The organism is Haemophilus sp. HN_Hi16, from assembly GCF_049823435.1.
GTDB classification, from domain to species: domain Bacteria; phylum Pseudomonadota; class Gammaproteobacteria; order Enterobacterales; family Pasteurellaceae; genus Haemophilus; species Haemophilus influenzae_D.
Genome location: NZ_CP187500.1, coordinates 1,713,121 through 1,739,000, shown reverse-complemented (window position 1 = coordinate 1,739,000; position 25,880 = coordinate 1,713,121). Strand labels below are relative to the sequence as shown.

Here is a 25,880-nt window from a genome sequence, read left to right as displayed (position 1 = left end):
AGCAAAATAATCTAACCCGACTTTCTTTAATCAGCCTGCTTCTTTCTACTTCTTTTTATCCTGTTCAGTTTTTTGCGATTGATCAGTCAATATGTAAAAAAGATGGAGATAGTATCGCTTGTGGTTCTGGAGCAAAAGCAATCGTTCGTTCTGTTGCATTTGGATTGAACGCTGATGCCTCGGGACCGGATACTGTTGCTGTTGGAAGTGAATCCAAAGCCATTAAACAACTTGCTATAGCCGTAGGAAATGAAGCCAATGCTTCCGGTTCAAATTCACTTGCCATAGGTGCGAGTGCTAAGGCTGGCGAATATTTGAGTCTTGCCATTGGAGAAGGGGCGAAATCTTTAGGTAAGGATTCTACTGCGATAGGAGCATATTCAGAAACGGGAGTTAATGGGGAAGGCATTGCTATTGGCACGCATGCAAAAGCGTTAGGAAAACGAAGTATGGCGTTGGGTCGATGGTCTGAAGCGAATGAAGAATATAGTATTGCTTTAGGACATGAGAGCAAAGCCCTAGGCGGATACGGTTCTATTGCTGTTGGTCTGCTTAGTAAAGTTGAAACAGTTGAGGCGTATAATAATGAATATGGAAATAGTAAAAAATAGATCTTGAAGCCTTAAAGAAATCTTATGTTAGACAATCTGGCAGTACTGCCATTCTATCCAATTCAATTACTAGCCCAACAAGAACTCTTTCAAAAACACCAGAAGAATTAGAAAAATTTATGGAAAAACCTATGCTGCAACAGCTTTTGGGATGCATTCATCTTCACATGCACTAACGGCTTCTGCTTACGGCACATATAGTACCGCAATAGGCAGATATTCAACGGCTTTGGGGAGTTCCAGTACAGCAGTAGACGAAGACAGTACTGCGGTGGGGAATCGTTCTTTAGCATATGCTAAAGAATCAACAGCTTTAGGAGCTTATGCTAAGTCTGTTGCCAAACATTCTGTTGCTGTAGGTTATATGTCCTTTGCAGATCGAGAAAACAGTGTTTCTGTTGGTGATTCATCAACTAATTTCCGCCGCCAAATCGTTAATGTCGCCGATGGCACAGAAGAATGATGCAGTAAATGTTCGTCAGTTAAATGCGGTAGAAACTAAAATTGGTCAAGTGAATAATCAATTTGCTCAAGTTGATAATAAATTCACTCAAGTCAATAACCGTTTAGATAATACAGACAATAAACTGGGTCAAATTGATAACCAATTTACTCAAGTTAATAATAACTTTACACAAGTTAATAATCGTTTAGATGGTACAGAAACTAAACTTGGACAAATTGATAATCAATTCACTCACGTAAATACGCGTTTAAATCGAACAGATTTACGTATTAACCGAGTTGGTGCAAGTGCTGCGGCGTTGGCTTCATTAAAACCTGCACAATTAGGCGAAGATGATAAATTTGCGTTATCTTTAGGTGTAGGAAGCTATAAAAATGCGCAGGCGATGGCAATGGGTGTAGTGTTTAAGCCAGCTGAAAATGTGTTGCTTAATGTAGCGGGGAGTTTTTCTGGTTCGGAAAAAACTTTTGGTGTAGGTGTTTCTTGGAAATTTGGTAACAAATCCAAACCTGCGGTTTCAACACAAAGTGTGGTCAATTCTGCGGAAGTTTTGCAATTGAGACAAGAAGTAGTGATGATGCGTTCTCAACAAGTAGAAACCGAAAAAAACTGCATAAACAAGCTGAAATGGAAAGCGAATTGAAACAGTTACGTCGAGAATTACTTGAATTGAAAAAAGCATTGAAGAAATAAGAGAAAAAGGCGGAACAATTATTCCGCCTTATTTGTTTGATCTGCCATTTTAATAGTTATCATTTTTATCTATAATATAAAAACCAAGTTAATTACTAGGAGATAGATATGGCAAAAGATGAAGTTGGGCATAATTTTCTTGCACGTTTAGGTAAAACTCGTTTGCGTCCAGGCGGTAAAAAAGCAACAGATTGGTTAATTGCCAATGGCGATTTTAGTCAAAATAAAAAAGTGTTAGAGGTTGCTTGTAATATGGGGACGACAGCCATTGGATTGGCGAAGCAATTTGGTTGTCATATTGAAGGTGTTGATTTAGACGAACATGCGTTAGCAAAAGCACAAGCAAATATCGAAGCAAATGGCTTGCAAGAAAAAATCCATGTGCAGCGAGCGAATGCGATGAAATTGCCTTTCGAGGATGAAAGTTTTGATATTGTCATCAATGAAGCGATGCTCACAATGTTACCCGTGGAGGCTAAGAAAAAAGCCATTGCAGAATATTTTCGAGTGTTAAAACCCAATGGTTTATTGCTTACTCACGATGTTATGCTGGTGGGGAATGATCATCAAACTATTCTAGAAAATATGCGCAAAGCGATTAATGTGACTGTCACGCCATTAACGAAAGATGGCTGGAAAGGCATATTCCAAGAAAGTGGCTTTAGATATGTAGATACTTTCTCTGGCGAGATGACATTACTTTCTCCAAAAGGAATGATTTATGATGAAGGAATTTTCGGTACGTTAAAAATCATCCGTAATGCCATGAAAGCGGAAAATCGTGAGCAATTTAAAAGAATGTTCAAAACCTTTAATGATCCTGAACATAAATTACATTTTATTGCTGTATGTAGTCAAAAATAATATAAAAATGAACCGCACTTTGATTTGCACCTTAATGAGTAAGCTTATTTGTTTAGTTTTGGGGTGCAAATCATTTATATTAATTTATTTATTCTGGAATCGAATGATGGGGATTAATGATGTAAAAAAACAAATGATTGTATGGTCAATACCTACAACAATTGCTTGGGCGATAAGTGGTAGTCTCGTTATTATTGCTAATTTGATTTGGGGAAATGATGGTTCTGTAATAGATCTTATTTTTCCACTAGGGATTTTGGCATTAATTATGGGATATGTTCAAGTTCAGAATAAAACATTATAGCGATAAAAACGCAGTGCGGGAGAATAGTCTCGCGTCTTTTCTTGCAGATAAAACAATATTTGACTAACTTTCTTTTTCTCAATATTTTATCTTCATTTATCTTCTTTATTACAAATATGCAACTCGATAAATACACTGCCAAAAAAATTGTTAAACGTGCAATGAAGATCATTCATCACTCTGTAAATGTAATGGATCACGACGGTGTGATCATTGCGTCGGGAAATTCAACGCGTTTGAATCAACGGCACACAGGAGCGGTATTGGCGTTGAGGGAAAATCGTGTGGTAGAGATTGATCAAGCGTTGGCACAAAAATGGAATTTTGAAGCGCAACCAGGGATTAATTTACCGATTCATTATTTAGGCAAAAATATTGGAGTGGTGGGGATTTCTGGTGAGCCAACGCAGGTGAAACAATATGCCGAACTAGTGAAAATGACGGCAGAACTTATTGTGGAACAACAGGCTTTACTCGAACAAGAAAGCTGGCATCGTCGTTACAAAGAAGAATTTATTTTACAATTATTACACAGCAATTTGAATTGGAAAGAGATGGAACAGCAGGCGAAATTTTTTTCTTTTGATTTAAATAAATCTCGTGTGGTTGTATTGATTAAGTTACTTAATCCAGCCCTGGATAATTTACAGCATCTGATCAATTATTTAGAACAGTCTGAATTTGCACAGGATGTGGCAATTTTGTCCCTTGATCAGGTTGTGGTCTTAAAGACTTGGCAAAACTCCACCGTACTTTCTGCTCAAATGAAAACGCTTTTACCTGCAGATTATTCAAAACAAGATTATAAAATTGCTGTAGGTGCTTGTCTAAATCTACCGCTTTTTGAGCAACTTCCCTTGTCTTTTCAAAGTGCACAAAGCACGCTTTCTTATGGATTAAAACATCATCCACGCAAAGGTATTTATGTGTTTGATGAGCATCGATTGCCTGTGCTACTTGCTGGATTATCTCATTCTTGGCAAGGGAACGAATTGATAAAACCTCTTTCTCCCCTTTTCTCAGAAGAAAATGCGACACTTTATAAAACCCTTCAACAATATTTTTTATCAAATTGTGATCTTTATCTCACTGCGGAAAAATTATTTGTTCACCCGAATACTTTGCGTTATCGATTGAACAAAATAGAGCAAATAACTGGCTTATTTTTCAATAAGATAGATGATGAATTAACGCTTTATCTCGGAACGTTGTTAGAACATTGAGGTTGTATAACTTTACAAAGTTTGATGATTTTTAACCGCACTTTTTGTTTGCTCTAATAAAGCATTTTCCCTATAAAACAGAAATAATCTCCTTGGTTTTAATTTTTATAGGAGAGAAAAAATGACAACAGTCTCAGCAATAGGTGCGTTGGTGGCGTTAATCGTTGCTATCTTCCTCATTTTGAAAAAAGTCTCACCAGCTTATGGTATGTTGGTGGGAGCTTTGGTTGGAGGCTTAATTGGCGGTGCGGATTTATCGCAAACAGTGAGCCTAATGATCGGTGGTGCTCAGGGTATTACTACTGCGGTTATGCGTATCTTAGCTGCTGGTGTGTTGGCAGGCGTGTTGATTGAATCGGGTGCAGCAAATTCCATCGCGGAAACCATTACTAATAAATTGGGTGAAACTCGAGCTTTACTCGCCTTGGCACTGGCGACGATGATTTTAACTGCGGTAGGTGTGTTCGTGGATGTAGCAGTGATTACTGTTTCACCAATTGCTTTAGCGTTAGCGCGTCGCAGCGATTTATCGAAAGCTGCAATTTTGCTCGCCATGATTGGCGGTGGTAAAGCTGGTAATATTATGTCGCCAAACCCAAATGCCATTGCGGCAGCAGATACTTTTCATTTGCCACTCACTTCCGTGATGATGGCTGGTATAATTCCCGCGCTATTTGGTTTGATTCTCACCTACTTCTTAGCAAAACGCTTAATCAACAAAGGTTCTAAAGTAACTGACAAAGAGGTAATCGTGCTTGAAACGCAAAATTTACCTTCATTTCTGACCGCACTTGTCGCACCTTTAGTGGCAATTTTGCTATTGGCACTTCGTCCATTGTTTGATATTAAAGTTGATCCATTAATTGCATTGCCGTTAGGTGGTTTGATTGGTGCGCTTTGTATGGGCAAACTTCGCAATATAAATAGTTATGCTATCAATGGATTGAGTAAAATGACACCCGTGGCAATTATGTTACTTGGTACAGGTGCGCTTGCTGGCATCATTGCTAATTCTGGTTTAAAAGAAGTATTGATTCAAGGTTTGGAACATTCAGGTTTGCCATCATACATTCTTGCACCAATTTCAGGGGCGTTGATGTCTTTAGCGACAGCTTCTACCACTGCAGGTACTGCGGTGGCATCCAATGTGTTCAGTAGTACCTTATTAGAACTTGGTATTAGCAGTCTTGCTGGTGCAGCAATGATTCACGCAGGGGCGACCGTATTTGATCATATGCCACATGGTTCTTTCTTCCATGCCACAGGCGGTAGTGTGAATATGGATATCAAAGAACGTTTAAAACTTATTCCTTATGAAAGTGCGGTCGGTTTGATGATGACCATTGTTTCTACCTTAATTTTTGGCGTATTTAAATTCTAGGAGTTGTTATGAAATTTGTGATTGCACCTGATTCTTTTAAAGAAAGTTTGACCGCACTTGAAGTAGCTACTGCCATTGAAACAGGCTTCAAACGCGTATTCCCTGATGCGGACTATGTAAAATTGCCAATGGCAGATGGGGGCGAAGGTACAGTTCAATCTCTTGTGGATGCCACGCAAGGCAAGCTCATTGAATGTGAAGTCACCGCGCCTTTGGGCGACAAAGTGAAAAGTTTCTTCGGTTTATCGGGAGATGGAAAAACTGCGATTATCGAAATGGCTGCAGCTTCTGGTTTACATCTTGTTCCGCCTGAAAAACGCAATCCCTTGCTTACCACCAGTTACGGCACAGGGGAGTTGATTAAACTGGCATTAGATTTAGGTGTGGAGAGTTTCATTCTTGGCATTGGCGGTAGTGCAACCAACGATGGTGGTGTAGGAATGTTGCAAGCACTAGGGATGCAATGTTTAGATTCGCAAGATAAGCCTATCGGTTTTGGTGGAGCAGAGCTAGCAAATATTGTGAAGATTGACGTTCAACAATTAGATCCACGTTTGCAACAAGTTCACATTGAAGTAGCGTGCGATGTGAATAATCCGCTCTGTGGTGAATGTGGCGCATCTACCATTTTTGGACCACAAAAAGGTGCAACGTCTGAAATGGTGAAACAACTTGATGCTGCACTTTCGCATTTTGCTGAAATTGCCGAACGTGATTGCGGTAAACAAATTCGTGATCAGGCTGGCGCAGGTGCTGCTGGTGGTATGGGTGGTGGATTGCTATTATTACCAAGCGTACAACTGAAAGCAGGTATACAAATTGTGTTAGACCGGTTACGTTTAATCGACTATGTAAAAGATGCTGATGTGGTGATTACGGGTGAAGGGCGAATAGATGCACAAAGTATTATGGGTAAAACGCCAATTGGTGTGGCGCGTACGGCAAAACAGTTCAATAAGCCAGTGATCGCCATCGCAGGGTGTTTGCGTGAAGATTATGATGTGGTGTTTGATCACGGTATTGATGCGGTGTTTCCTATTATTCACCAACTTGGCGATTTATCGGATATTCTCAAACAAGGCGAACAAAATTTAATTTCTTCCGCTCAAAATGTGGCGAGAGTACTGGCATTTAAATTTCATTAATAAATAAGGCTTGTTTTAAATTCGAGCCTTATTCCATGATTATTTATTTTGTGATGTTGAATAATTTCTCGCACCAAAAATCGCAGTGCCAATGCGTACCATTGTAGAACCGCATTTTATTGCGCTCGGCATATCATCGGTCATTCCCATAGAAAGCGTATCTATTTGTTGATTTGGTAAGGCTTGTTTCAGTTGTTCAAATAGGTCTGACATTTTTCTGAACACGGTTTCTTGTTCAAAGATATTATCGGTTGGCGCGGGTATTGCCATTAAGCCACGTAGGCATAAGTGCGGTAAATTTTCGATGTGTTTTGCCAGTGTTAGCATTTCCTCAGGTTGAATACCCGATTTACTTTCTTCATCGCTGATATTAACCTGAATTAATACATTCAATCGAGCCTTGTTGGTCGGTCGTTGTTCATTTAAACGATCTGCAATTTTTGCTCGATGAAGCGTTTGCATCCAATCAAAATGTTCAGCAACGAGACGGGTTTTATTCGATTGTAATGGACCGATAAAATGCCATTCAAGGTTAATACCTTGCGATTCAAAATATTGGATCTTTTCTACACCTTCTTGCACATAATTTTCCCCAAAGGCTATTTGCCCAGCTTGATAAGCCGAAAGAATCGCGGAAATAGGTTTGGTCTTAGATACGGCAAGTAATTTTACGGTATTTTGATTGCGTTTAGCTTCTTTGCAAGCCGTTTCAATTTTTTGCTGAATTAGGTTGAGATTATGTTGGATATCCATAGGTTCTCCTTTATAAAAGTGCGGTTAGTTTACACGAAATTTATTTACTGAGAAAATTTCTGAAAAATTTGTTACTTTCTGTTTGACAAGCTCGGGAAATTTCGGTATTTCTTTACGCATTCATTTTTCAAGATAAAAAACAATGAAAAATAACCGCACTTTATCCGTAATCATTAGCACAATTACCACTATTATGATGACCATTATTACAATTAATGGTGCGGGTTAGTGCAGCAAAAAACAGGATACTGAAAACCCGCAATTCAACTGAATAGCGGGTTTTTTTATAAATTTAAAAACACAATATCTCTAGGAGAACCAATTATGCGCGTACTTAAATTTGGCGGCACTTCGCTTGCAAATCCAGAACGTTTTTCCCAAGCGGCGAAATTGATCGAGCAAGCTCATTTAGAAGAGCAGGCTGCTGGTGTTTTATCAGCACCAGCCAAAATAACTAATCATCTCGTCGCCCTTTCTGAAAAAGCTGCATTAAATCAACCAACCGATACACATTTCAACGAAGCAATCGAAATTTTCTATAATATCATCAATGGCTTGCATACCGAAAATAATCAATTCGACTTAAATGGCATCAAGGCGCTTATTGATGCTGAATTTGCTCAAATCAAAGAATTATTAGAAGAAATTCGTCAGGCAGGAAAAGTAGAAGATGCAGTTAAAGCGACGATTGATTGCCGTGGTGAAAAACTTTCTATCGCAATGATGAAAGCTTGGTTTGAAGCGCGTGGCTATAGTGTACATATTGTGGATCCTGTCAAGCAATTATTAGCAAAAGGCGGTTATCTTGAGTCTTCTGTTGAAATTGAAGAATCAACAAAACGTGTTGATGCAGCAAGTATCGAAAAAGATAAAGTGGTGTTGATGGCAGGTTTTACTGCGGGTAATGAAAAAGGTGAGTTGGTGCTGCTCGGTCGTAATGGCTCAGACTATTCTGCAGCCTGTTTAGCCGCTTGTTTAGGCGCAAGCGTATGCGAAATTTGGACCGATGTGGATGGCGTTTATACTTGCGATCCGCGTTTAGTGCCTGATGCACGTTTATTACCAACGCTTTCTTATCGTGAAGCAATGGAACTTTCTTATTTTGGCGCGAAAGTCATTCATCCTCGTACGATTGGCCCATTGTTGCCACAAAATATTCCTTGTGTCATTAAAAATACAGGAAATCCTTCTGCACCAGGTTCTATTATTGATGGCAATGTGAAATCAGAAAGTTTGCAAGTCAAAGGTATTACTAACTTAGACAATTTGGCGATGTTTAATGTATCAGGCCCTGGTATGCAAGGCATGGTAGGTATGGCATCTCGTGTATTTTCAGCTATGTCAGGCGCAGGTATTTCAGTTATTTTAATTACTCAGTCTTCGTCTGAATATAGTATTAGTTTCTGTGTGCCTGTGAAATCTGCAGAAGTCGCGAAAACCGTACTAGAAACTGAGTTTGCTAACGAATTAAATGAACATCAATTAGAACCAATTGAAGTGATTAAAGATTTATCCATTATTTCTGTTGTGGGCGATGGAATGAAGCAAGCGAAAGGTATTGCTGCTCGTTTCTTCTCTGCATTAGCACAGGCAAATATTAGCATTGTAGCGATTGCACAGGGTTCTAGTGAACGTTCAATTTCTGCAGTTGTGTCACAAAATAAAGCGATCGAAGCCGTAAAAGCTACCCATCAGGCACTTTTCAATAATAAAAAAGTAGTGGATATGTTTTTAGTGGGCGTTGGTGGAGTAGGCGGAGAATTAATAGAGCAGGTAAAGAGCCAAAAGGAGTATTTAGCAAAGAAGAATGTTGAAATTCGTGTCTGCGCTATAGCAAATTCTAATCGTATGTTGCTTGATGAAAATGGATTAAATTTAGAGGATTGGAAAACTGATTTAGAAAATGCGACTCAGCCATCAGATTTTGATGTATTGCTTTCTTTCATTAAATTACATCATGTGGTAAACCCTGTATTTGTAGATTGTACTTCGGCGGAGTCTGTTGCAGGGCTTTATGCTCGTGCGTTAAAAGAAGGTTTCCATGTGGTTACACCAAATAAAAAAGCGAATACACGAGAATTAGCATATTACAATGAATTACGTCAAAATGCTCAAGCAAGCCACCATAAGTTTTTGTATGAAACCAATGTGGGCGCAGGTTTACCAGTTATTGAAAATCTTCAAAACTTACTTGCCGCAGGCGATGAACTTGAATATTTTGAAGGTATTTTATCTGGCTCGCTTTCCTTTATTTTTGGTAAATTAGAAGAAGGACTTTCTCTTTCAGAAGTCACCGCACTTGCGCGAGAAAAAGGCTTTACTGAGCCAGATCCCCGTGATGACCTTTCAGGACAAGATGTAGCGCGTAAATTATTAATTCTGGCTCGTGAAGCAGGAATTGAACTTGAACTTTCCGATGTTGAAGTTGAAGGTGTATTGCCGAAAGGCTTTTCTGAAGGAAAATCTGCAGATGAATTTATGGCAATGTTGCCACAGCTTGATGAAGAATTTAAAGCTCGTGTTTCCACCGCTAAAGCTGAAGGCAAAGTATTGCGTTATGTTGGAAAAATTCGCGAAGGTAAATGCAAAGTATCTATTGTTGCAGTGGATCAGAATAACCCACTTTATAAAGTAAAAGATGGCGAAAATGCCTTAGCATTTTACACTCGTTATTACCAACCAATTCCACTTTTATTACGTGGTTATGGCGCAGGCAATGCAGTTACTGCGGCAGGTATCTTTGCAGATATTTTAAGAACATTACAACATTAAGGATTTCAGATGTTAAGAATTTATGCTCCAGCATCTAGCGCAAATATTAGTGTAGGATTCGATACTTTAGGTGCTGCGATCTCTCCAATTGATGGTTCTTTGTTAGGCGATGTGGTTCAAATAGAATCTATTTCAAGTGATTTTGAGTTAGAAAGTGCGGGCTATTTTGTTCGTAAATTACCGAAAGAACCGCAAAAAAATATTGTTTACCAAGCTTATGTGCTATTTAGTGAGCAATTAAAATTATGCGGAGCAAATGTAAAACCTTTGCGTTTAACGCTGGAAAAAAATATGCCTATTGGCTCTGGTTTAGGCTCTAGTGCTTGTTCTATTGTTGCTGCATTAGTGGCATTAAATCAGTTTCATAATGAACCTTTTTCGAAAATGGAATTGCTTGAAATGATGGGAGAATTGGAAGGTCGTATTTCTGGTTCAATCCATTATGATAACGTCGCACCTTGCTATCTTGGCGGTGTGCAATTTATGGTGCAATCGCTTGGCAATATTTGTCAAAAACTGCCATTTTTTGATAATTGGTATTGGGTATTAGCCTATCCAGGAATTGAAGTTTCTACTGCTGAAGCTCGTGCAATTTTACCGAAAAGCTATACTCGACAAGACGTGATTGCCCATGGTCGTCATTTAGGTGGCTTTGTGCATGCTTGCCATACCCATCAGGAAAACCTTGCAGCGATTATGATGAAAGATGTCATTGCCGAGCCTTATCGTGAATCTCTGTTACCTAATTTTGCTGAAGTAAAACAAGCTACGCGAGACTTAGGCGCACTTGCCACAGGTATTTCAGGCTCTGGACCAACAATTTTCTCTATTGCCCCTGATTTACAAACTGCAATTAAACTTTCAACTTATTTAGAGAATCATTATTTACAAAATAATGAAGGTTTTGTGCATGTATGTAAGGTCGATAACGAAGGCACAAGAGAAATTAAATAAGTTAATTTAAATAGATGAAATCAGATTAAAAACGGATTAAATATGAATTTATACAATATCAAACACCCAGAAGAACAAGTCACTTTTTCTCAGGCTGTTCGTCAAGGTCTTGGGCGGGATCAAGGTTTATTCTTTCCAGAAGTTATTCCGCAACTTAATAACATTGATGAATTACTTGAATTACCTCTTGTTGAGCGTAGCCAAAAAATTCTTGGTGCATTAATCGGTGAAGAATTGCCGAAAGCAACTTTAGATGAGATGGTGAAAAATGCATTCACTTTCACTGCACCGTTAGAAAAAGTTGAAGATAATATTTATGCGCTTGAATTATTTCATGGTCCCACATTAGCATTTAAAGACTTTGGTGGTCGTTTTATGGCACAAGCACTTGCTGCAGTACGTGGCGATGGCAAAATCACTATTTTAACGGCAACCTCTGGCGATACTGGAGCCGCTGTAGCACATGCGTTTTATGGATTAGAAAATATTAATGTAGTTATCCTTTATCCAAAAGGCAAAATCAGCCCATTACAAGAAAAGCTATTCTGTACTTTAGGTGGGAATATTCGTACTGTTGCTATTAACGCTGATTTCGATGCGTGTCAGGCTTTAATTAAGCAAGCCTTTGATGATGTTGAATTACGCCAAGCTATCGGACTTAACTCTGCAAATTCTATTAATATTAGCCGTTTATTAGCTCAAGTTTGTTATTACTTTGAGGCTGTCGCACAATTGCCAAAAGAAAAACGTGATAATGTTGTGGTTTCTGTGCCAAGTGGTAATTTTGGTAACTTAACTGCAGGGTTAATTGCAAAAACCTTAGGCTTGCCGATAAAACGCTTTATTGCCTCAACAAATGCAAATGATACAGTGCCACGTTATTTAAAATCGGGTAATTGGGAGCCTAAAACGACAGTTGCAACTCTTTCTAATGCAATGGATGTCAGTCGCCCAAATAATTGGCCGAGAGTGGAAGAATTGTTTAAACGAAATGATTGGAATTTAACTGATTTAGGTTCGGGTATGCTAAGTGATAGTGAAACAGAAGATACCTTAAAAGCGATGCAGGCGAAAGGTTATTTATGTGAACCTCACGGTGCGATAGCTTACCAAGTGCTGAAAGATCAACTTAAAGCGGGTGAAACAGGAATCTTCCTATGTACAGCACATCCAGCGAAATTTAAAGAATCCGTAGAACGTATTCTTGGTATTCAGCTTTCATTACCTGAAGCACTGGATAAACATAATCAGCTACCATTGCTTTCTGATGAAATGGATAATGATTTTGCACAACTACGGGCTTACTTATTGAAGTCATAAAGTGCGGTAAATTTTTATTGTGTTTTGGATAGCATCTGATTTTCAGGTGCTATTTTATTTTTAGAAAATAGGGTATTAAGATAAAAAATAAGGATGTACTAACTAATTAGTTTTATATTAATAGAAAGAATAGCTATTTATCAATAAGACAGTGATTTGAAAAAGTAGTATTAAATTTAGGCGATAAAAAAAGACGTTTCGCTGCTTGCTTTATTTTAATAAGTGGTGGGTCGTGAAGGATTCGAACCTTCGACCAACGGATTAAAAGTCCGCTGCTCTACCGACTGAGCTAACGACCCAATTAGATGATTTTAAAGTAAATTTTAAAATCTTTGGATTGGTGTTTAAATGGTGCCCGAAGCCAGACTTGAACTGGCACGCCTCGAAAGGCGAGGGATTTTAAATCCCTTGTGTACATCATTAAAATTAAAACTATATTTTCTGATCAATTTCGTGTACCTAGCCAATACACTACGATCGATCCACTAACGCTATGTGGACAAGTAAGATCTTACATAAAAAATACTAGTTTGTAAAGCCTGAATGTTTTATTCTGAATAATTATTTATCAATCTACAAGGAGGAAACTATATGAATGATAAAACATGTGCTTTGTGCGGAAAATACACTCCATTAAAGACAAGTGAGATCTTACATAAAAAATACTAGTTTGTAAAGCCTGAATGTTTTATTCTGAAAATTATTTATCAATCTCCAAGGAGGAAACTATATGAATGATAAAACATGTGCTTTGTGCGGAAAATATACTACATTAAGGGATAGTCATTTTATTCCAAAATTTGTTTACAAAGCTTTGAATAACACTAAAAAGGCTGATACAAACATTACGATAAAAAATGAAAGTGGGAAATTGATCCCCTTATCTAAACAAATAACTAGCCACAGACTTTGCGGTGAATGCGAAGCTCGTTTTTCAGAAAATGGAGAAAGATTTTTTTCACAAAATGCATTCCCTCAAAGAGAGGTACTAGATAAAATTAATATGGGAACTGAACTATTATATGATGACGCTCCCCCTTTTCTAAAAGATATTGCTTCTAAATATCAAGGAAAAAATTCTTTTTATTCTCTTAATCAAGAGGGGGAGAAAAAGCTTTTGTACTTTGTTATTAGCATTCTATGGAGAGGTGCTTTAACTTGGCCTATGTATCAAAGTATCAAGTTTCCTGAGCATATTCTTAATGAAATGAAAGATTTTTTGCTTAATGATATTCCGCTCAAACATCTAAAAGTATTCGTTGATCTAACTCCTCATGGAGTATTCTCAATACTTAAACCTCACATACACCCAGCTTTCCCATCATGTTATCGCTTTAATTTATTATATTATATGTTTCATATAGTCATTGTTAATGATAACAAAGGAGCTCCATTATCCTATGGGGAAGCTGGAATGCTAGTTAAGATGTGTATAAATGATATGAGATCTATGTATAACTATAGCGAAAAAAGTCCGAAAGTACCTCATAAACTTTCATGGTTATAAACAATCAATATGTTTTCTAAGAGAGCTTATATCACTTTCAATATATGACAAAGTAACCTTAATATCTTTATGCCCTAGAAGTTGTTTTACAACATATAAATTTTCTGGGTTCTTCATTAAGTTGGTTGCAGCTGTATGTCTAAATCTATGAGGTGAACTATTCACCCCTGTATGCTTTGATATAACTTTGAACAAATAACTTACCTGATCTGCTGTCATTTCTTTCCCTCTACGTTTAACCGCTTTTGAAAAAAGATTTATATTAAAAAGCTGAGCATCTGCCGATTGTTTCATTTTTTTCAACTCGTTTAATAGATTATCAAGGTATGGATAAAGTGTGTGAGAAATCGGAAGTATGTGATATTCATGGTTCTTGTTTATTTCTGGTGAAATATGAATAACCTGATTTAGCAAGTCTATATCCCTGATTCTCAGTTTATTTAATTGAGAGCGGCGAATTGCCGTATAACGAAATGTCATTATTAGAGCCCTAGTGAACCATAACGGACGAAGTATTGCGGGGAGATATTTTGATTCTTTAATACCAAAACTCAACCTATCTAAATCAGAAGGGCTGTAGACCTTTCTTTTCCGTTTTCCCTCCCTAATAAATAAACCATCAAAAGGATTTTTTGTGAACGGAAGAAACTGGTTTTCAATGCCAAATTTGAAGATGGTTTTTAGCTGGCGAACATAACTATTCCAAGTTACTTCAATAATTGATTTACCAACAACTGCTTTACGCCATTGAAGTATCAATAATTTTGATACTTCATCTGGATATTTTAAATTACAGTTATGTTGCAATTGTCTAACTGCTTTTTCATAACTCTTTATTGTATCTATACGCAGGTGACGGTATAAAAAAATTTATCAAGTAACATATCAAATGTAAGTCTATTCATTGTCATTCTCCTCAATAAGCGATAAATGCAAATTATCAATTGGAATTTTACTACCGAAAAAATAATCGGTTTTATCAACCAAATACCCAATCAACTGAGACGTTTTTCTTGGACCAACAACTTTGCAGCGCCAAAAATTTACACTGTCTTTATTCGACTGATGGTATTTCTTGTGTAATTTAAGATCTTGAAAGCTGTATTGCAAACTTTCTATATCTTTTTTGGTAAAGTTAGCAATACCTTTACTATTAAAATACATCTGGAATATTCCTGGAGTAACTAAAAATAACTTTCCTTGTACAATGTGTAATTTGGAACTTGAATTATTAATTGTGAGCGTATTCCCTAGAATGCCGGCTTTTAACCATTCTACAAATGATTCACCAGAGATGGTTTTACTATCTCTAGATGTAGAAGTATCGGGAGGAACATCAGAATTTTGAAGACCTTTTGCAACTTGATTATTTTGAATCACGTCTTCTTTGTTTTCTTTTTCATCAGCTGGAATCAGTGTTTTCTCTGTTGGCGAGAATAAATCCATCATCAAGTCCATCATATCTTCATTTTTTTGAACTTGTTCCGTTTCTATTGGTTTTAGTTCAGAAATGTTATCAAACGAAATAGATATAGAAGTATTTTCACTATCAATATTGTCTATTCCTGCATTTGTATTAGATACCGATTCCTCTATCTTTGTATTTGATATTTCTTCAGCTTCAATATCAACTCGACCTAAAAATACGCTAGGTCTATCAGCTAAATTTTCCCAGGCTACTTCGGGCTTTATTCTGAGTAGAGAAAATGCTTTAGGCGGACACCAACCGGAGTCAGCTTTAATTCTACAATGCCAAATTGCAGTACCATCATTCGTACTTTCAATAATCCCTAAGGATTGCATTTCACTAAATAGTTTAGGATTATCTGCTGGAGCTGAAATTCCCTGTTCTAAAAGATAAGCACGAATTTGATCTGCTGTTGGTTTGCTCATTAACCATAGTGCATCTTCTGTTAACCAACCGTCAGATGGACCTTTTGGAGTATTAATTTTAAATTTATGTTCCAGTAAATAACGTAATGCCATAACAATTTGCTTCGCAAATGAAGTTCCAGGTTTTTGAACCAGTTTTGATACATCACCGCCTAAAGCGAGAGTTACGCTGTTTTGGTCCGCTTTTTGTACAATTTCTGACAATAAACCAGATTTATCCTTATGGTTAGCCATGGCATACATTAAAGAGGCAAAAGCTTCAGGATATCCAGCCAACCATTCAAATGCCTCTTTAGGTATTAAATAGCTAGCAAGATAACTCCCCATTACTGGATGAAGCTCATAATCACGCCCTTTTATGTATTTGAATTTATAAGGCAGCGTTGGTATCCCTAGCCAAGGAAACCAACGCGAACCATCTTTCAACTGAATTTCTATATCGACAATAACTTTACCTATATCATGCACAAGTGCTGCATAAATAACTGCAGCAGTCCAAGCATCTCGTTGCCGTGATTGTTCTTCAGGGGCAGCATTCTGAGGTAATACATAGCTTTGCCGGAGTTTTGTCGCAAATGAAAGGACTTCTAGACCATGATCTAACATTCCACCTAAATGGCTATGATGATGGGCCTCAGATGCTGGTAATAATTGAACCATTTCAGCATAACGTTCAATAGGTTTTTTATAGAGCTCATTAAACATATCTTGCGTCATTGATACTTGTTGCCAAAGTAAATTTAAGTATTTTTGGCGTAATTCAGAATTGAGTAATTCTGACGCAGTAAAGGGGGTTATCCATCCCTCATCATCCACTTTGAATGTTGATGAATTGAGATTTTTTAGAGAGGATGTGATATTAAGGGAATCTTGTTTTTTCCCTCTGATTTTATGAAAAATAGATGAAAGCATAACTCAGAACCTTTTTTGTAAAAGAATATTGATTTATGCATCGATCTCAATAAATAAATAATTCTAAATCGGAGATAAATATTAAAGCCATTTTGAAAGCCTTTTGGCCTTTTCAGGTAAGACCTTTCCCTTGGAAAGGTTACCTTTATTACATTACCCTTAATCCCGTTAGGGATTCCTTTAACCTTTTGTTTTTTTTGCTACAATAATAAGAATTACAAAAAAAGAAGAAAAATATGAAGTTTGAAATTAAAGATAACCGGGTTGTTATAGCTTCTTACCCTAGCAAAGAAACAATGTTAAAACATAATGGAGAAATAACTATATACTCTATAATTAGGCGTTATAAAGAACGAAGAGGGAAATGCAGACCTATCGGTGATAATTGCCCTATGTTGTATGCCATGAAAGGAGCTGAAGGGTTAACAACAGATATTGAAACTATCAATGCTGTATATGAATACGCTAAAAAGCTGATTGATGAATATCCATTTGAAGAACATATCGAACAACCATTTGATGTGATCATACTCATGCCATCTAAACATAGTATTGGGCGTGATTTAGCTTGTTTATTACAGAAAAAATTTAACATAAATATTATTGATAATTTTCTCAGGAAAAAAACGCCTAAAACATTGATTGAGGATGTTATAAGTGATAACACAATTCCCCCAGATAAAAAACAGTCCTTAATTACTGCATTAAAGAGAAGCGAAGGGGGATTATCAATAAAAGACATAGCACCGAAGAATAGATGCTACTTACATATTTTTTGTGGTGATCATGTAAAATTACCAGCTGATGCGAAACATGTATTACTCGTTGACGATATATCTTCTTCAGGAACAACATTTGAAAGCGCGGCAGCAGTGATTAGACAATATTGCAAACAAGTTGAAATGATCTCAGCAGTTACATTATTTGCACCGATTAAATGAGTTTTAAGTAACGATTAGCCATTGTAATTAATCATAAGAGTTAATCATAAGAGTTAAAATTAGATTGACATTTAATTAGTAAATACTTAACATTAAGCACATCTAAGAGATTAGATTGACAGGGCAAATGTCCCCTCGGTCATAAAACATAGCAGGGACCCGCAGAGTGCAACTTCGGCCAGCTTATAATGAGCAAGTAGAGGGAGTTCTAGGCAGCGGCTAGAAAAATAATGAAACAATGGGGAGCTTAGCTCCCCATCATTTTATCTATTAGAATATATCAGTTCATTATAATTTTTTAGGTAATATTGGTTAGGTAAATTAACCTTCTCTCCATTAACGTTATCGTATCCTCTATCAACTCTGCTGAGTAGTTCATTTACCAGCATGAATGATAATGTCTTTTTTATAAACCCTTTTGGAATTCCTGTTTTTTCAGTTATCTTGAGATAAGATGCCATTGAATACTTAAACTTTTTATCTCTTATTGCAGAAAAATAAATAAATAATTTTAGTGCATACAATTCAATTTGTGAACGCAACGAGAAGCTTCTACAAAATATGCCTTCTAGCTCATGAATTGGGATTTTACACCACGTTTTATCTTCATTTTGATTCACTATATATTGGTTTGTTCTTCCAATTCTCTTAATTGAAATAATATTATTGGATTCCAATACTTTTAACCCCATGCTTATAGATTGCCTACTAATGCCTAGACTCTCTGAAAATTCTTTATAAGTCAAATTTGTTATTAACTCATCATTAAATTCATCTTTTTGTGCCTTACTTACGATAATTAAAAATGTCATTAATGCAGCAATATTTGCTGCATTCATTTGATTTTGGTTATTAGATGAGTATCTAAATTTTTTTAGACCACCGTCAATAACCCATCTACTCGGCATTTTGGACCAATATTTCATTTTTTTTTGTACACCCATAAAAATAGACTCATACATAAGAACATAAATCCAATACCAATTGAAAGATAGGTTAATTCAGTTACAAAGGTAGATAAATGATCTAAATTGAAGTTTGATAAAACGGTCATGATTAATGATAAAAATCTCTGTATTTGCATATTGATAAAACTCCCGTATAAATTTTTATACGGTATATTTATCTTTATACGACCCCAATATCTAGATATAGTTTTTATTGGATTCTCATATAAATATAATAAAATCAAATTGTTATTAATATATAAACAGTCTTTATTTTAAACTAATTAGTTCATAATGGATAGGTTTATCCACTATACATTTCATCCAGGCTATCATAATCGCTAGATTCATTCTCTGATTCAGTTGTATCTTCGTTTAATTCTGATTCTAATGTTCTTTGGTCTTCATCACCTAAAAATTTCCAGTAGTTACAAATCAACTCCTTTTCGCCATATTTTTCCCATACTCCTGGATAAAAGTATTCTGCTTCGACGTGACAAATCCCTCCTTCGTGTGGGTCTCTTATATTAGCTATAGATTCAAGGCTTCGAGTTGCAATAATACACGTGATATAGAGTAGATAGCGTTTCATATTTGGGGCAGTATTTGAAAATTTAACCAATTCTAAACATCCGATTTTCTAGTAAGTAGTTTTATTTAGAAAGTCTTTTAAAAATAAAAACAGATTGTCAGTGAATACGAGAGGTAAAATGCTATGATTTAGTGCAGAAACTTTGATTTATGTTTTTGGACTGTCTAAAAACTTGCTTTGTTAAAGTTTTGGGACTATACTGCATGGGTAGTCTAAAAAGTTTTGAATTTTGAGCAAGGAGTAAAAAATGGATGCGGCTTTTGAAGAGGCAAAAAATACCCTTATGGAGTTTTCATTTGTCAATATCGCTCTTGTTTTTTGTATTATGTTTTGTTTTATTTTATTTCGTTTTATTGGAAAAAAACTAAAAAACAAGAAAAATATAGGAAGATATGAACAAATCCAAAAAAGAATGAATCTAGACGATGTAAAAGATAAATTAAGAAAGCTTTAAGTTTTGCACACATAGGAGGCGATTTATGAATTATGCTTTAATAGGAGCATTATTTTTTTTAATGGTTATAAATTTAACGTCAGGACTAAAAGGGAAAGATGGAAAAGAAAAAATCAAGGTTATTTTTTCTTTCTTTTGGTTCTTTCTACTCTTTGGAGTATTGATGATCTCTTATCATTATTTTAGTAGTCAAATATCAGAAAATCCAATAATCCAAAAAATCACTCAATAGGTATTAAACAAAGAAATAAGGAGTTAATTATGGACTATGATTATCAAAAAGGCTTTGAAGAAGGTTATAGAATGATTATGGGAGCATCCGCATTGCTACCTTTAGCACCTATTCAACCATTGACACCGCTTGGAAGCACTCCATTTAGAGAGGGATTAAAAGCTGGTATAAATTTAGCTAAAAGAAATAACCAACAGTCATTTAATAACATTTTTAAATAATTTTAAGAGAAAAGATGGCATTAATAGGATTCGCTCGAGTATCAACTCAACAGCAGGATTTGAGTGAACAGATTCAAGCATTAAAAGAATACGGCTGTAAAAAAATTTTTTCAGGTAAACATTCCGGTAAAGCTGAGAAAAATAAAGCACAATTGGATGAACTACTGGATTATGTTCGAGAGGGTGATGTCGTTGCAGTAACTAAGCTTGATCGCTTAGGAAGGAGCCTTGCTCAGTGTTTGAATACACTTGAACTATTTAAGAATAAAAATATTGGCTTTGTTGCAATTCAACAAGGAATAGATACTCGAACCCAAAACAATCCTATGGGGATGGCACTAATTCAATTGTTAGGTATTTTTGCTGAATTGGAAAGAAGTTTTATTGTCGAGCGTACTCAGGAAGGGAAGCGAACAAAACTTGCTTCAGGTCATAAAAATGCATTAGGCGGCCGTCCACCTAAAGTGACAGATAAAATACGTAAAAAGATTTATGCGGATTTTAAAGCTGGTGATTCTATTTCAACAGTAATGAAACGATATGATTTATCTAAATCAACGGTGGCGAGACTAAAAGGTATTTATAACAGAGAGAATAAGAATTAATTAATAATTTCTTTTTTATAAAGAACTTAATGTAAAATATAATGTCTAATCAGCTAGAATTTAAACAAGGAGTAAATTCATGACGAATTTCATTAAACTAAATATTGAAAAAGAAATCAAAAATAATGCAGATGAACTTCAAGGCTTTGAGTGGGAAGAGGTTTATGTCAATGCAGATAATATATCCCATTTCAAAAAGGTCAAAAATAGGTTACGCCCAAAAAATGTAAAAAAAATACTTTTTGCTGATCCGAAATATAAGAAGGATTTTGATTCTAGCTATTTAGAAAAGTATCTATCACAATCAAAGGAACAAGATGCATTTATAAAAGATGGATTTAGTACCTTTATGAAAGAGTGTCAAGGATCTCAGATTAATCGTATTTTTGCTGAGGATATTGAGTTTTTATATAATGAGGCTATTGAGGTTTACTTTAAAGCAGGGGTTCATCCATTAGGTAGTTCAGATGATGATCCATTAGGTAGTTCGGATGATGGAAAGCCTGTTATTTCATGTTGTGGTTTAACAGAGCTTGAGAGATTAGTTCCCAAAGTAGCCTAAAGCAAAGAAGAGCAGAGCAAAGAAGAGCTTAAATCTGTATAAATAAAAAAAATGCACTTACTTTAAAAGTAAGTGCATTTTTTAGACAAAACAAAACATAGATTTCTAATTATCCTTTTAAATCTCATTAAATGCTCGCAAATCCTTATTCTAAAGGGCTTCGAGCATTTTTACTGTTGGAAGATACTTCACGTTTCCTTATATATTTCCTCATGAATTGACTGTCAGAAGTGGTAAATTAGTAGTAAATTCATCTGTACTACTAAGCAACAAGACGTTCCTGCTGTTTCTTTTTTTCCAAGCGGTTCATCTCTGCCATAGCAGAATCGAATGTAGCATGTGCGTAATAGTTCAGCGTCATGTTTATATTCGCATGTCCCATAATGTACTGTAATGCCTTTGGATTCATTCCTGCATTTGCATAGTTGGTACAGAATGTATGTCGCAAACTATGTGGAGTGATGTGTGGCAATTTATCCTCGTTATACTTATTGTATTTCTTAACAAGACCTTTCATCATGCCGTTGTAATCACTTGCCACTTTTGGATAGTTCTTTCTATTAAGAAAGAGGAAATCACTATATCCATCAATCTCAACACGCTTATCATTCTTTCGATTCGCTAACACTCGCTTAAATGCTTGATAGGCTTCTTCAACCATAGGAACTTGACGTTCGCCACTTTTGGTCTTTGGTGTTTCAATGTAGTACCCAATTTCAGTATCTCTCAATAGCTGATGGTCTATATTGACAAGACGATTCTCAAAATCTAAATCTGGAAGTGTCAAACCACCAAACTCTGAAATACGAAGACCTGTTTTTAAGAGTATCAGAATTTCATCATAATTTTTGCTGTAGGTTTTATCAGCTTTTGCAAAGGCTAACAGTTTTTCTTCCTGTTCTTCTGTTAGTACGGTCTTAGGGACAGTATCATCATCAAGAACTGCTTTCAGTTGAAAGTCAAATGGATTCTTCCGAACACAATCATCTTGTATAGCAATATAGAATGAAGCCTTTAAAGAACGTTTGTAGTTATTGATGGTTTGATAAGCATAACCATTTTCACTCATTCTAATAGCCCATTCTTTAGCGTCTGATGGCTTAATACTGTCAATACTTCTTACACCTAACTTGTCTTTCTTCAAAATATCCATAAGATATTTGCGTCCAGTTTCAGTGTTTTTTCTAACCTTTGGTCTTTGAGCGTTCTGTTTTGCGTAAAGCTGGCAGAGTGTCATTTTCTTTCCTACAACATCAATACCATCATGAATGTCTTTCTGTAACTCTGCGATTTTCTCTCTAAGTGAGATACAATCACGCTTTCCTGCTGGTACTCGGTCTGTAGCCACAAGTTTCCACGAGTAAACAAATTGCGGTTCTCCAAATGAATCTATATATTTGTATAAGTATCTTCCGTCTTTTCGTTGGCTCTCTCCAGTCTTTAAGATTCGACCTTTATTGTCACGTCTTTTTTCTGACATGGCATTTGCTCCTTTCCTTTATGGAAAGAGCCTTGATACGACTTAATACTATTTTATCATATACAAGACCCTTTGGCGACGCTAGATTGCGTCCAATGTATCTATAATTTTTTCAAATTGTTTTCGTTTAATCTGAATACGATTGCCATTCATAATCAGCCAATTTGCATTTTTATTTTCCTCTGCCAAGCGTCGTAGCTTGTTTTCGCCAATACGAAAATATTTTGACGCTTCTTCAATGGTTAGGGTATAACGTTCCCAAATAGGAATGTCAGTCTGCTTCATAAAATCCTCCTTTCCAAATCACTTATTTGGATTTCATAAAAGTTGTTTTACCAGCAATCGAACAGCTTTAGCAAAGCTCACGGGAGTTCCACCCCTGCATGGTTCTCATGTAGCCATACTCATTGCCTGCGACGGTTTTATCACGCTCGGACTATTGACTGTATGGGAGTATCATTATCACGATAAGAATGTCGTTGCAGGCAATCCTGCTAAAGATTGCTTCTCGGATCACTAACATGAATCGCTCGCTATCTTTATAAGATAGGTCATGGCGGTTAGTTCCGTTGGCTCTTTTCTTATCGAAACGTATTCGATTACTTTTATTCAGTTTTCAAAGAACAATGGCTCGTTAGCCTATCAAAACACATTGAAAGCTCAATATGCTTTGGTGGAATAACAAACCTCCCTGTTCGGGAAGCGTGGAATGGTTTAGCACGCTTCCACGAAAGGAGAGAGGATATTACTTAATTTCAAATGACAAAATCTTTGTAATCAGTCTGGTTTCCATTCTTCCACGTAAGACTTCATCAACGACCATACTTTGATTGCCATATTCATCTTTCATAAGTCGTAGGGAACGCTTCGTTATGTACCCTCTGTAATGATGTAGAATCTGGTTAATCGCTTCGGTATCGCCATCTGTTGCCTTTACAATGAGAGGAAAGGGAATCATAGGATATTGTGTTTTCATTCTTCAAATTCCTCCATAAACTTTTTAATTAAGGCTAGTCCACTGGTTCTATGCCGATAGACAGTAGAACGGTTCAATTTCAACAGGTCTGTAATTTCTGAATCGCTCATGTCCATAAAGTAAAACAGCAGTAGAATTTCACGTTTCTTGTCTGGCAACTCACGTAATGCTTCACTCAACAAATCATTTTCAACGCCTACTGATAACCCATTGAGTGTAAAAATCTGAAAGTCAGTTGAATAGTTATCTGTTGTCGCAAACTGGCTAACAAGATAATCGCCAACATCCGAAAAGGACACCTCACGCTTTGCAATCCTTGAAAGATAAAGCATATAATTCTTTCGCTCGTCTTCCATAGCACGTTTACAGATATAGTCAAACTGATTTTCTATTGTGGTCTGAAAAGAAGATGGTTTCATGTTTCTCACCCCCTTTCTGTCTAGGAAAGGAAGTGAGCCTTGCTCGTTTATCTCCTTTCACTCTTAGTCCCAATGTGAAAGGGGGATTTGTTGCATTACTGATAAATAAACTTTGTAAAAAAGTTCTGAATAGCCAAAAAAGCATATAAACAGATTTATTTCTCTGTTTACATGCTTCTGTTATTCTATCTATATGATTTATAAAACCACATTGGTGGACGTACTTATCTATTGCAGATAGACGACTTTTTTTGACAAGAACCCAATGTAAGGAAATTTATTGTATATGATGTACTTCATGGCGACGTTGACCTCCAACAAACCGCCATTTGGAAGTAATATACAATATTTTAACAGCGTAAATAGCACTACCATATAACGGTTTTTTTATTGGCGTTTAGTAGTGCTTTTTATTAAATATAAACCTATAAACCATATAACACGTTTTTCTATACCTGTTTTTAATTCAGTAGGAACAATAAAATGTATAGAGGTGGTCTACTATGCGTAAAAAAGAAGATAAATATGATTTTAGAGCCTTTGGTTTAGCCATTAAAGAAGCTCGATTGAAACGAGGTTTAACTCGTGAACAAGTGGGAGCATTGATTGAAATTGACCCACGGTACTTAACTAATATTGAAAATAAAGGGCAACACCCCAGCATACAAGTTCTTTATGACCTTGTATCGTTACTTCATGTTTCCGTTGATGAATTTTTCTTACCTGCTAATAACTTGGTAAAAAGCACCCGACGATTACAGATAGAGAAATACATGGATAGCTTTACAGACAAAGAACTATCCTTAATGGAATCTTTAGCCAGCGGTATCAACGAAGCAAGAAACATCGAAGACTAATTAAAAGAATCCATACATAACGGAAAGAGCCGATAAAATGAGATTGTATTAATCTCATTTTATCGGCTCTGCGTCTTTGCGTCTGGCTCTGTAATCACAGTTACTTTGAACTGCTTTATTTCAATTAAATTTTCTTGTCTGCATTTCGGACAATAGAGGGGGAATTTTTTTAATTCAGTATCTTCCCTTATCTTTAATCGTGTTTTATTTCCACATACAGGACATGTTGAGGCGGTAAGTTTGCTAGTCAAGGAGTAAAACGACGAAGATTAGCATTTACTTCCGCCCATGCGATAGCTGTCCGTGATTGACAAGTGCTAGCACGCAGACAGAACGGAGATAGCGAACCGCTGAGTGTGTCGCTCTGCTCGTAAAAGCTTAGAAACCTTTGAACGAAAGGGATAATGAAAGCCTTGATTGCAAGGCTTTTTGCTTTATGGTGGGTAAGTATCAGAGTGAGAAAATTTTTGGAATGAGTAGAAGTGATAGCTAGAAATTATCAGTTTCTATTTCCATTTACCCTGTGGGTACGTGTTTGTTTCCATTGACAAGGAGTTTGTGGGAATAGAAATGTACCCACCTTGTTTGAATCAAGTGAAGTGTAGTTGAAGGAAATCTGTTGAAAGCAATACTTCATTTTACCGAATAAGTAATAATTTAGGCAACTTCAAATCGATTAAAAAAAACTATTTTAAAGGTTAAGAGTAGACAAAAATTGTCCACTCTTTTTTGCAAACTCAATTTATCAATAAATGAAATGAGGGAATGTAAAATGAAATATTTTGAGGTTGAGTTA

Annotated in this window: 28 protein-coding genes, 1 tRNA gene, 1 pseudogene and 1 other annotated feature; of the genes and pseudogenes, 19 read left to right on the top strand and 11 right to left on the bottom strand. The window is 36.2% G+C overall.

What is annotated here, in order from left to right; genetic code table 11:
* Window positions 1–29 precede the first annotated feature (29 nt).
* The 8 genes and pseudogenes from ACPT9C_RS08630 (at window position 30) to ACPT9C_RS08595 (ending at window position 6,687) form a co-directional block, all read left to right on the top strand.
* Window positions 30–611: a hypothetical protein gene (locus tag ACPT9C_RS08630; RefSeq protein ID WP_366663783.1), complete on the top strand. Its 582-nt coding sequence runs from the start codon at window positions 30–32 to the stop codon at window positions 609–611.
* A gap of 151 nt (window positions 612–762) precedes the next feature.
* Window positions 763–1,074, top strand: coding sequence for a hypothetical protein (locus ACPT9C_RS08625; RefSeq protein WP_050948537.1), 312 nt, complete (start codon window positions 763–765; stop codon window positions 1,072–1,074).
* Window positions 1,058–1,720: a YadA C-terminal domain-containing protein gene (locus tag ACPT9C_RS08620; RefSeq protein WP_230306505.1), complete on the top strand. Its 663-nt coding sequence runs from the start codon at window positions 1,058–1,060 to the stop codon at window positions 1,718–1,720. The genes ACPT9C_RS08625 and ACPT9C_RS08620 overlap by 17 nt, the downstream gene beginning before the upstream one ends.
* A gap of 158 nt (window positions 1,721–1,878) precedes the next feature.
* The gene (locus tag ACPT9C_RS08615) at window positions 1,879–2,634 is read left to right on the top strand and encodes a class I SAM-dependent methyltransferase (RefSeq protein ID WP_118879845.1); all 756 of its coding nucleotides are present in this window, start codon (window positions 1,879–1,881) and stop codon (window positions 2,632–2,634) included.
* Window positions 2,635–2,722: 88 nt separating this feature from the next.
* Window positions 2,723–2,938: pseudogene (locus tag ACPT9C_RS08610) on the top strand (GntP family permease); the annotation flags it as partial.
* Between the two features lie 116 nt (window positions 2,939–3,054).
* Complete coding sequence (locus tag ACPT9C_RS08605) at window positions 3,055–4,161, top strand: PucR family transcriptional regulator (protein WP_050848305.1); 1,107 nt, start codon at window positions 3,055–3,057, stop codon at window positions 4,159–4,161.
* Between the two features lie 121 nt (window positions 4,162–4,282).
* On the top strand, window positions 4,283–5,542 hold the full coding sequence (locus tag ACPT9C_RS08600) for a GntP family permease (RefSeq protein ID WP_050846818.1): 1,260 nt from the start codon (window positions 4,283–4,285) through the stop codon (window positions 5,540–5,542).
* 8 nt (window positions 5,543–5,550) lie between these two features.
* Window positions 5,551–6,687 (top strand): glycerate kinase, encoded by a 1,137-nt coding sequence (locus ACPT9C_RS08595; protein WP_021034965.1) that lies wholly within the window; start codon window positions 5,551–5,553, stop codon window positions 6,685–6,687.
* 39 nt (window positions 6,688–6,726) lie between these two features.
* Here the strand turns inward: ACPT9C_RS08595 and ACPT9C_RS08590 are convergent, their stop codons facing one another.
* Window positions 6,727–7,440, bottom strand: coding sequence for a YggS family pyridoxal phosphate-dependent enzyme (locus tag ACPT9C_RS08590; RefSeq protein WP_114893658.1), 714 nt, complete (start codon window positions 7,438–7,440; stop codon window positions 6,727–6,729).
* Window positions 7,441–7,610: 170 nt separating this feature from the next.
* Window positions 7,611–7,729: a sequence feature (Thr leader region), on the top strand.
* A 35-nt stretch (window positions 7,730–7,764) separates the two neighbouring features.
* Here ACPT9C_RS08590 and thrA point away from each other — a divergent pair.
* From thrA to thrC, 3 genes are read left to right on the top strand one after another with little or no spacing between them, the layout of a single operon-like run.
* Entirely contained in the window at window positions 7,765–10,212 is a 2,448-nt protein-coding gene (gene thrA, locus ACPT9C_RS08585; protein ID WP_118879844.1) for a bifunctional aspartate kinase/homoserine dehydrogenase I, read from the top strand.
* 9 nt (window positions 10,213–10,221) lie between these two features.
* Window positions 10,222–11,166, top strand: coding sequence for a homoserine kinase (gene thrB / locus ACPT9C_RS08580; protein WP_118879843.1), 945 nt, complete (start codon window positions 10,222–10,224; stop codon window positions 11,164–11,166).
* A 42-nt stretch (window positions 11,167–11,208) separates the two neighbouring features.
* Window positions 11,209–12,486 (top strand): threonine synthase, encoded by a 1,278-nt coding sequence (gene thrC, locus ACPT9C_RS08575; RefSeq protein ID WP_118879842.1) that lies wholly within the window; start codon window positions 11,209–11,211, stop codon window positions 12,484–12,486.
* Window positions 12,487–12,709: 223 nt separating this feature from the next.
* Here the strand turns inward: thrC and ACPT9C_RS08570 are convergent.
* A tRNA-Lys gene (locus tag ACPT9C_RS08570) sits at window positions 12,710–12,785 on the bottom strand.
* Between the two features lie 431 nt (window positions 12,786–13,216).
* Here ACPT9C_RS08570 and ACPT9C_RS08565 point away from each other — a divergent pair.
* Window positions 13,217–13,993 carry a hypothetical protein gene (locus ACPT9C_RS08565; protein WP_042599689.1) on the top strand — a complete coding sequence of 259 codons (777 nt, stop codon included), beginning with the start codon at window positions 13,217–13,219 and terminating at the stop codon, window positions 13,991–13,993.
* Here the strand turns inward: ACPT9C_RS08565 and ACPT9C_RS08560 are convergent.
* Complete coding sequence (locus tag ACPT9C_RS08560; RefSeq protein ID WP_080317073.1) at window positions 13,988–14,800, bottom strand: tyrosine-type recombinase/integrase; 813 nt, start codon at window positions 14,798–14,800, stop codon at window positions 13,988–13,990. The two genes, ACPT9C_RS08565 and ACPT9C_RS08560, sit on opposite strands and share 6 nt — an antisense overlap.
* Window positions 14,801–14,890: 90 nt before the next feature.
* Complete coding sequence (mobH, locus tag ACPT9C_RS08555; RefSeq protein WP_425627465.1) at window positions 14,891–16,798, bottom strand: MobH family relaxase; 1,908 nt, start codon at window positions 16,796–16,798, stop codon at window positions 14,891–14,893.
* 236 nt (window positions 16,799–17,034) lie between these two features.
* On the opposite strand from mobH, the gene ACPT9C_RS08550 reads away from it, so the two are divergent.
* Window positions 17,035–17,739, top strand: coding sequence for a phosphoribosyltransferase (locus ACPT9C_RS08550; RefSeq protein WP_020910024.1), 705 nt, complete (start codon window positions 17,035–17,037; stop codon window positions 17,737–17,739).
* Window positions 17,740–18,002: 263 nt separating this feature from the next.
* Here the strand turns inward: ACPT9C_RS08550 and ACPT9C_RS08545 are convergent, their stop codons facing one another.
* Both ACPT9C_RS08545 and ACPT9C_RS08540 read right to left on the bottom strand, forming a co-directional pair.
* The gene (locus ACPT9C_RS08545) at window positions 18,003–18,701 is read right to left on the bottom strand and encodes a helix-turn-helix domain-containing protein (protein WP_012564949.1); all 699 of its coding nucleotides are present in this window, start codon (window positions 18,699–18,701) and stop codon (window positions 18,003–18,005) included.
* Between the two features lie 289 nt (window positions 18,702–18,990).
* Window positions 18,991–19,308, bottom strand: a complete 318-nt coding sequence (locus ACPT9C_RS08540) for a hypothetical protein (protein ID WP_012564948.1) — start codon at window positions 19,306–19,308, stop codon at window positions 18,991–18,993.
* A gap of 217 nt (window positions 19,309–19,525) precedes the next feature.
* Between ACPT9C_RS08540 and ACPT9C_RS08535 the strand changes: the two genes are divergently transcribed.
* The 5 genes from ACPT9C_RS08535 to ACPT9C_RS08515 all read left to right on the top strand — a co-directional run bounded on the left by ACPT9C_RS08535 (window position 19,526) and on the right by ACPT9C_RS08515 (window position 21,352).
* Complete coding sequence (locus tag ACPT9C_RS08535) at window positions 19,526–19,732, top strand: hypothetical protein (protein ID WP_204705023.1); 207 nt, start codon at window positions 19,526–19,528, stop codon at window positions 19,730–19,732.
* Window positions 19,733–19,757: 25 nt separating this feature from the next.
* Window positions 19,758–19,964, top strand: a complete 207-nt coding sequence (locus tag ACPT9C_RS08530) for a hypothetical protein (protein WP_204705025.1) — start codon at window positions 19,758–19,760, stop codon at window positions 19,962–19,964.
* 29 nt (window positions 19,965–19,993) lie between these two features.
* A complete protein-coding gene (locus ACPT9C_RS08525) occupies window positions 19,994–20,185 on the top strand; it encodes a hypothetical protein (protein WP_005653495.1) in 192 nt (63 codons plus the stop codon).
* Window positions 20,186–20,199: 14 nt separating this feature from the next.
* The gene (locus ACPT9C_RS08520; protein WP_204705027.1) at window positions 20,200–20,790 is read left to right on the top strand and encodes a recombinase family protein; all 591 of its coding nucleotides are present in this window, start codon (window positions 20,200–20,202) and stop codon (window positions 20,788–20,790) included.
* A 79-nt stretch (window positions 20,791–20,869) separates the two neighbouring features.
* Complete coding sequence (locus ACPT9C_RS08515) at window positions 20,870–21,352, top strand: hypothetical protein (protein ID WP_204705029.1); 483 nt, start codon at window positions 20,870–20,872, stop codon at window positions 21,350–21,352.
* A gap of 262 nt (window positions 21,353–21,614) precedes the next feature.
* Here ACPT9C_RS08515 and ACPT9C_RS08510 read toward each other — a convergent pair whose 3' ends face one another.
* From ACPT9C_RS08510 to ACPT9C_RS08495, 4 genes are all read right to left on the bottom strand, one after another.
* Window positions 21,615–22,832: a tyrosine-type recombinase/integrase gene (locus tag ACPT9C_RS08510; protein WP_204705037.1), complete on the bottom strand. Its 1,218-nt coding sequence runs from the start codon at window positions 22,830–22,832 to the stop codon at window positions 21,615–21,617.
* Between the two features lie 81 nt (window positions 22,833–22,913).
* Window positions 22,914–23,117 carry an excisionase gene (locus ACPT9C_RS08505; protein WP_000814511.1) on the bottom strand — a complete coding sequence of 68 codons (204 nt, stop codon included), beginning with the start codon at window positions 23,115–23,117 and terminating at the stop codon, window positions 22,914–22,916.
* 460 nt (window positions 23,118–23,577) lie between these two features.
* A complete protein-coding gene (locus ACPT9C_RS08500; protein ID WP_000857133.1) occupies window positions 23,578–23,808 on the bottom strand; it encodes a helix-turn-helix domain-containing protein in 231 nt (76 codons plus the stop codon).
* Entirely contained in the window at window positions 23,805–24,227 is a 423-nt protein-coding gene (locus tag ACPT9C_RS08495) for a sigma-70 family RNA polymerase sigma factor (protein WP_016399599.1), read from the bottom strand. Before ACPT9C_RS08495 ends, ACPT9C_RS08500 begins: the two co-directional genes overlap by 4 nt.
* Before the next feature lie 503 nt (window positions 24,228–24,730).
* Here ACPT9C_RS08495 and ACPT9C_RS08490 point away from each other — a divergent pair.
* Window positions 24,731–25,084: a helix-turn-helix transcriptional regulator gene (locus ACPT9C_RS08490; protein ID WP_001227347.1), complete on the top strand. Its 354-nt coding sequence runs from the start codon at window positions 24,731–24,733 to the stop codon at window positions 25,082–25,084.
* Window positions 25,085–25,143: 59 nt separating this feature from the next.
* Here the strand turns inward: ACPT9C_RS08490 and ACPT9C_RS08485 are convergent, their stop codons facing one another.
* Window positions 25,144–25,335 (bottom strand): cysteine-rich KTR domain-containing protein, encoded by a 192-nt coding sequence (locus ACPT9C_RS08485; protein ID WP_001860868.1) that lies wholly within the window; start codon window positions 25,333–25,335, stop codon window positions 25,144–25,146.
* Window positions 25,336–25,880 lie beyond the last annotated feature (545 nt).

Excerpts from the sequence above, each read along its gene's own strand:
- ACPT9C_RS08625 (WP_050948537.1), top strand. The coding sequence starts at position 763 with ATGCATTCATCTTCACATGCACTAACGGCTTCTGCTTACGGCACATAT.
- ACPT9C_RS08620 (WP_230306505.1), top strand. The coding sequence starts at position 1,058 with ATGGCACAGAAGAATGATGCAGTAAATGTTCGTCAGTTAAATGCGGTA.
- ACPT9C_RS08615 (WP_118879845.1), top strand. The coding sequence starts at position 1,879 with ATGGCAAAAGATGAAGTTGGGCATAATTTTCTTGCACGTTTAGGTAAA.
- ACPT9C_RS08605 (WP_050848305.1), top strand. The coding sequence starts at position 3,055 with ATGCAACTCGATAAATACACTGCCAAAAAAATTGTTAAACGTGCAATG.
- ACPT9C_RS08600 (WP_050846818.1), top strand. The coding sequence starts at position 4,283 with ATGACAACAGTCTCAGCAATAGGTGCGTTGGTGGCGTTAATCGTTGCT.
- ACPT9C_RS08595 (WP_021034965.1), top strand. The coding sequence starts at position 5,551 with ATGAAATTTGTGATTGCACCTGATTCTTTTAAAGAAAGTTTGACCGCA.
- ACPT9C_RS08590 (WP_114893658.1), bottom strand. The coding sequence starts at position 7,440 with ATGGATATCCAACATAATCTCAACCTAATTCAGCAAAAAATTGAAACG.
- thrA (WP_118879844.1), top strand. The coding sequence starts at position 7,765 with ATGCGCGTACTTAAATTTGGCGGCACTTCGCTTGCAAATCCAGAACGT.
- thrB (WP_118879843.1), top strand. The coding sequence starts at position 10,222 with ATGTTAAGAATTTATGCTCCAGCATCTAGCGCAAATATTAGTGTAGGA.
- thrC (WP_118879842.1), top strand. The coding sequence starts at position 11,209 with ATGAATTTATACAATATCAAACACCCAGAAGAACAAGTCACTTTTTCT.
- ACPT9C_RS08565 (WP_042599689.1), top strand. The coding sequence starts at position 13,217 with ATGAATGATAAAACATGTGCTTTGTGCGGAAAATATACTACATTAAGG.
- mobH (WP_425627465.1), bottom strand. The coding sequence starts at position 16,798 with ATGCTTTCATCTATTTTTCATAAAATCAGAGGGAAAAAACAAGATTCC.
- ACPT9C_RS08550 (WP_020910024.1), top strand. The coding sequence starts at position 17,035 with ATGAAGTTTGAAATTAAAGATAACCGGGTTGTTATAGCTTCTTACCCT.
- ACPT9C_RS08545 (WP_012564949.1), bottom strand. The coding sequence starts at position 18,701 with ATGTATGAGTCTATTTTTATGGGTGTACAAAAAAAAATGAAATATTGG.
- ACPT9C_RS08535 (WP_204705023.1), top strand. The coding sequence starts at position 19,526 with ATGGATGCGGCTTTTGAAGAGGCAAAAAATACCCTTATGGAGTTTTCA.
- ACPT9C_RS08530 (WP_204705025.1), top strand. The coding sequence starts at position 19,758 with ATGAATTATGCTTTAATAGGAGCATTATTTTTTTTAATGGTTATAAAT.
- ACPT9C_RS08525 (WP_005653495.1), top strand. The coding sequence starts at position 19,994 with ATGGACTATGATTATCAAAAAGGCTTTGAAGAAGGTTATAGAATGATT.
- ACPT9C_RS08520 (WP_204705027.1), top strand. The coding sequence starts at position 20,200 with ATGGCATTAATAGGATTCGCTCGAGTATCAACTCAACAGCAGGATTTG.
- ACPT9C_RS08515 (WP_204705029.1), top strand. The coding sequence starts at position 20,870 with ATGACGAATTTCATTAAACTAAATATTGAAAAAGAAATCAAAAATAAT.
- ACPT9C_RS08510 (WP_204705037.1), bottom strand. The coding sequence starts at position 22,832 with ATGTCAGAAAAAAGACGTGACAATAAAGGTCGAATCTTAAAGACTGGA.
- ACPT9C_RS08505 (WP_000814511.1), bottom strand. The coding sequence starts at position 23,117 with ATGAAGCAGACTGACATTCCTATTTGGGAACGTTATACCCTAACCATT.
- ACPT9C_RS08500 (WP_000857133.1), bottom strand. The coding sequence starts at position 23,808 with ATGAAAACACAATATCCTATGATTCCCTTTCCTCTCATTGTAAAGGCA.
- ACPT9C_RS08495 (WP_016399599.1), bottom strand. The coding sequence starts at position 24,227 with ATGAAACCATCTTCTTTTCAGACCACAATAGAAAATCAGTTTGACTAT.
- ACPT9C_RS08490 (WP_001227347.1), top strand. The coding sequence starts at position 24,731 with ATGCGTAAAAAAGAAGATAAATATGATTTTAGAGCCTTTGGTTTAGCC.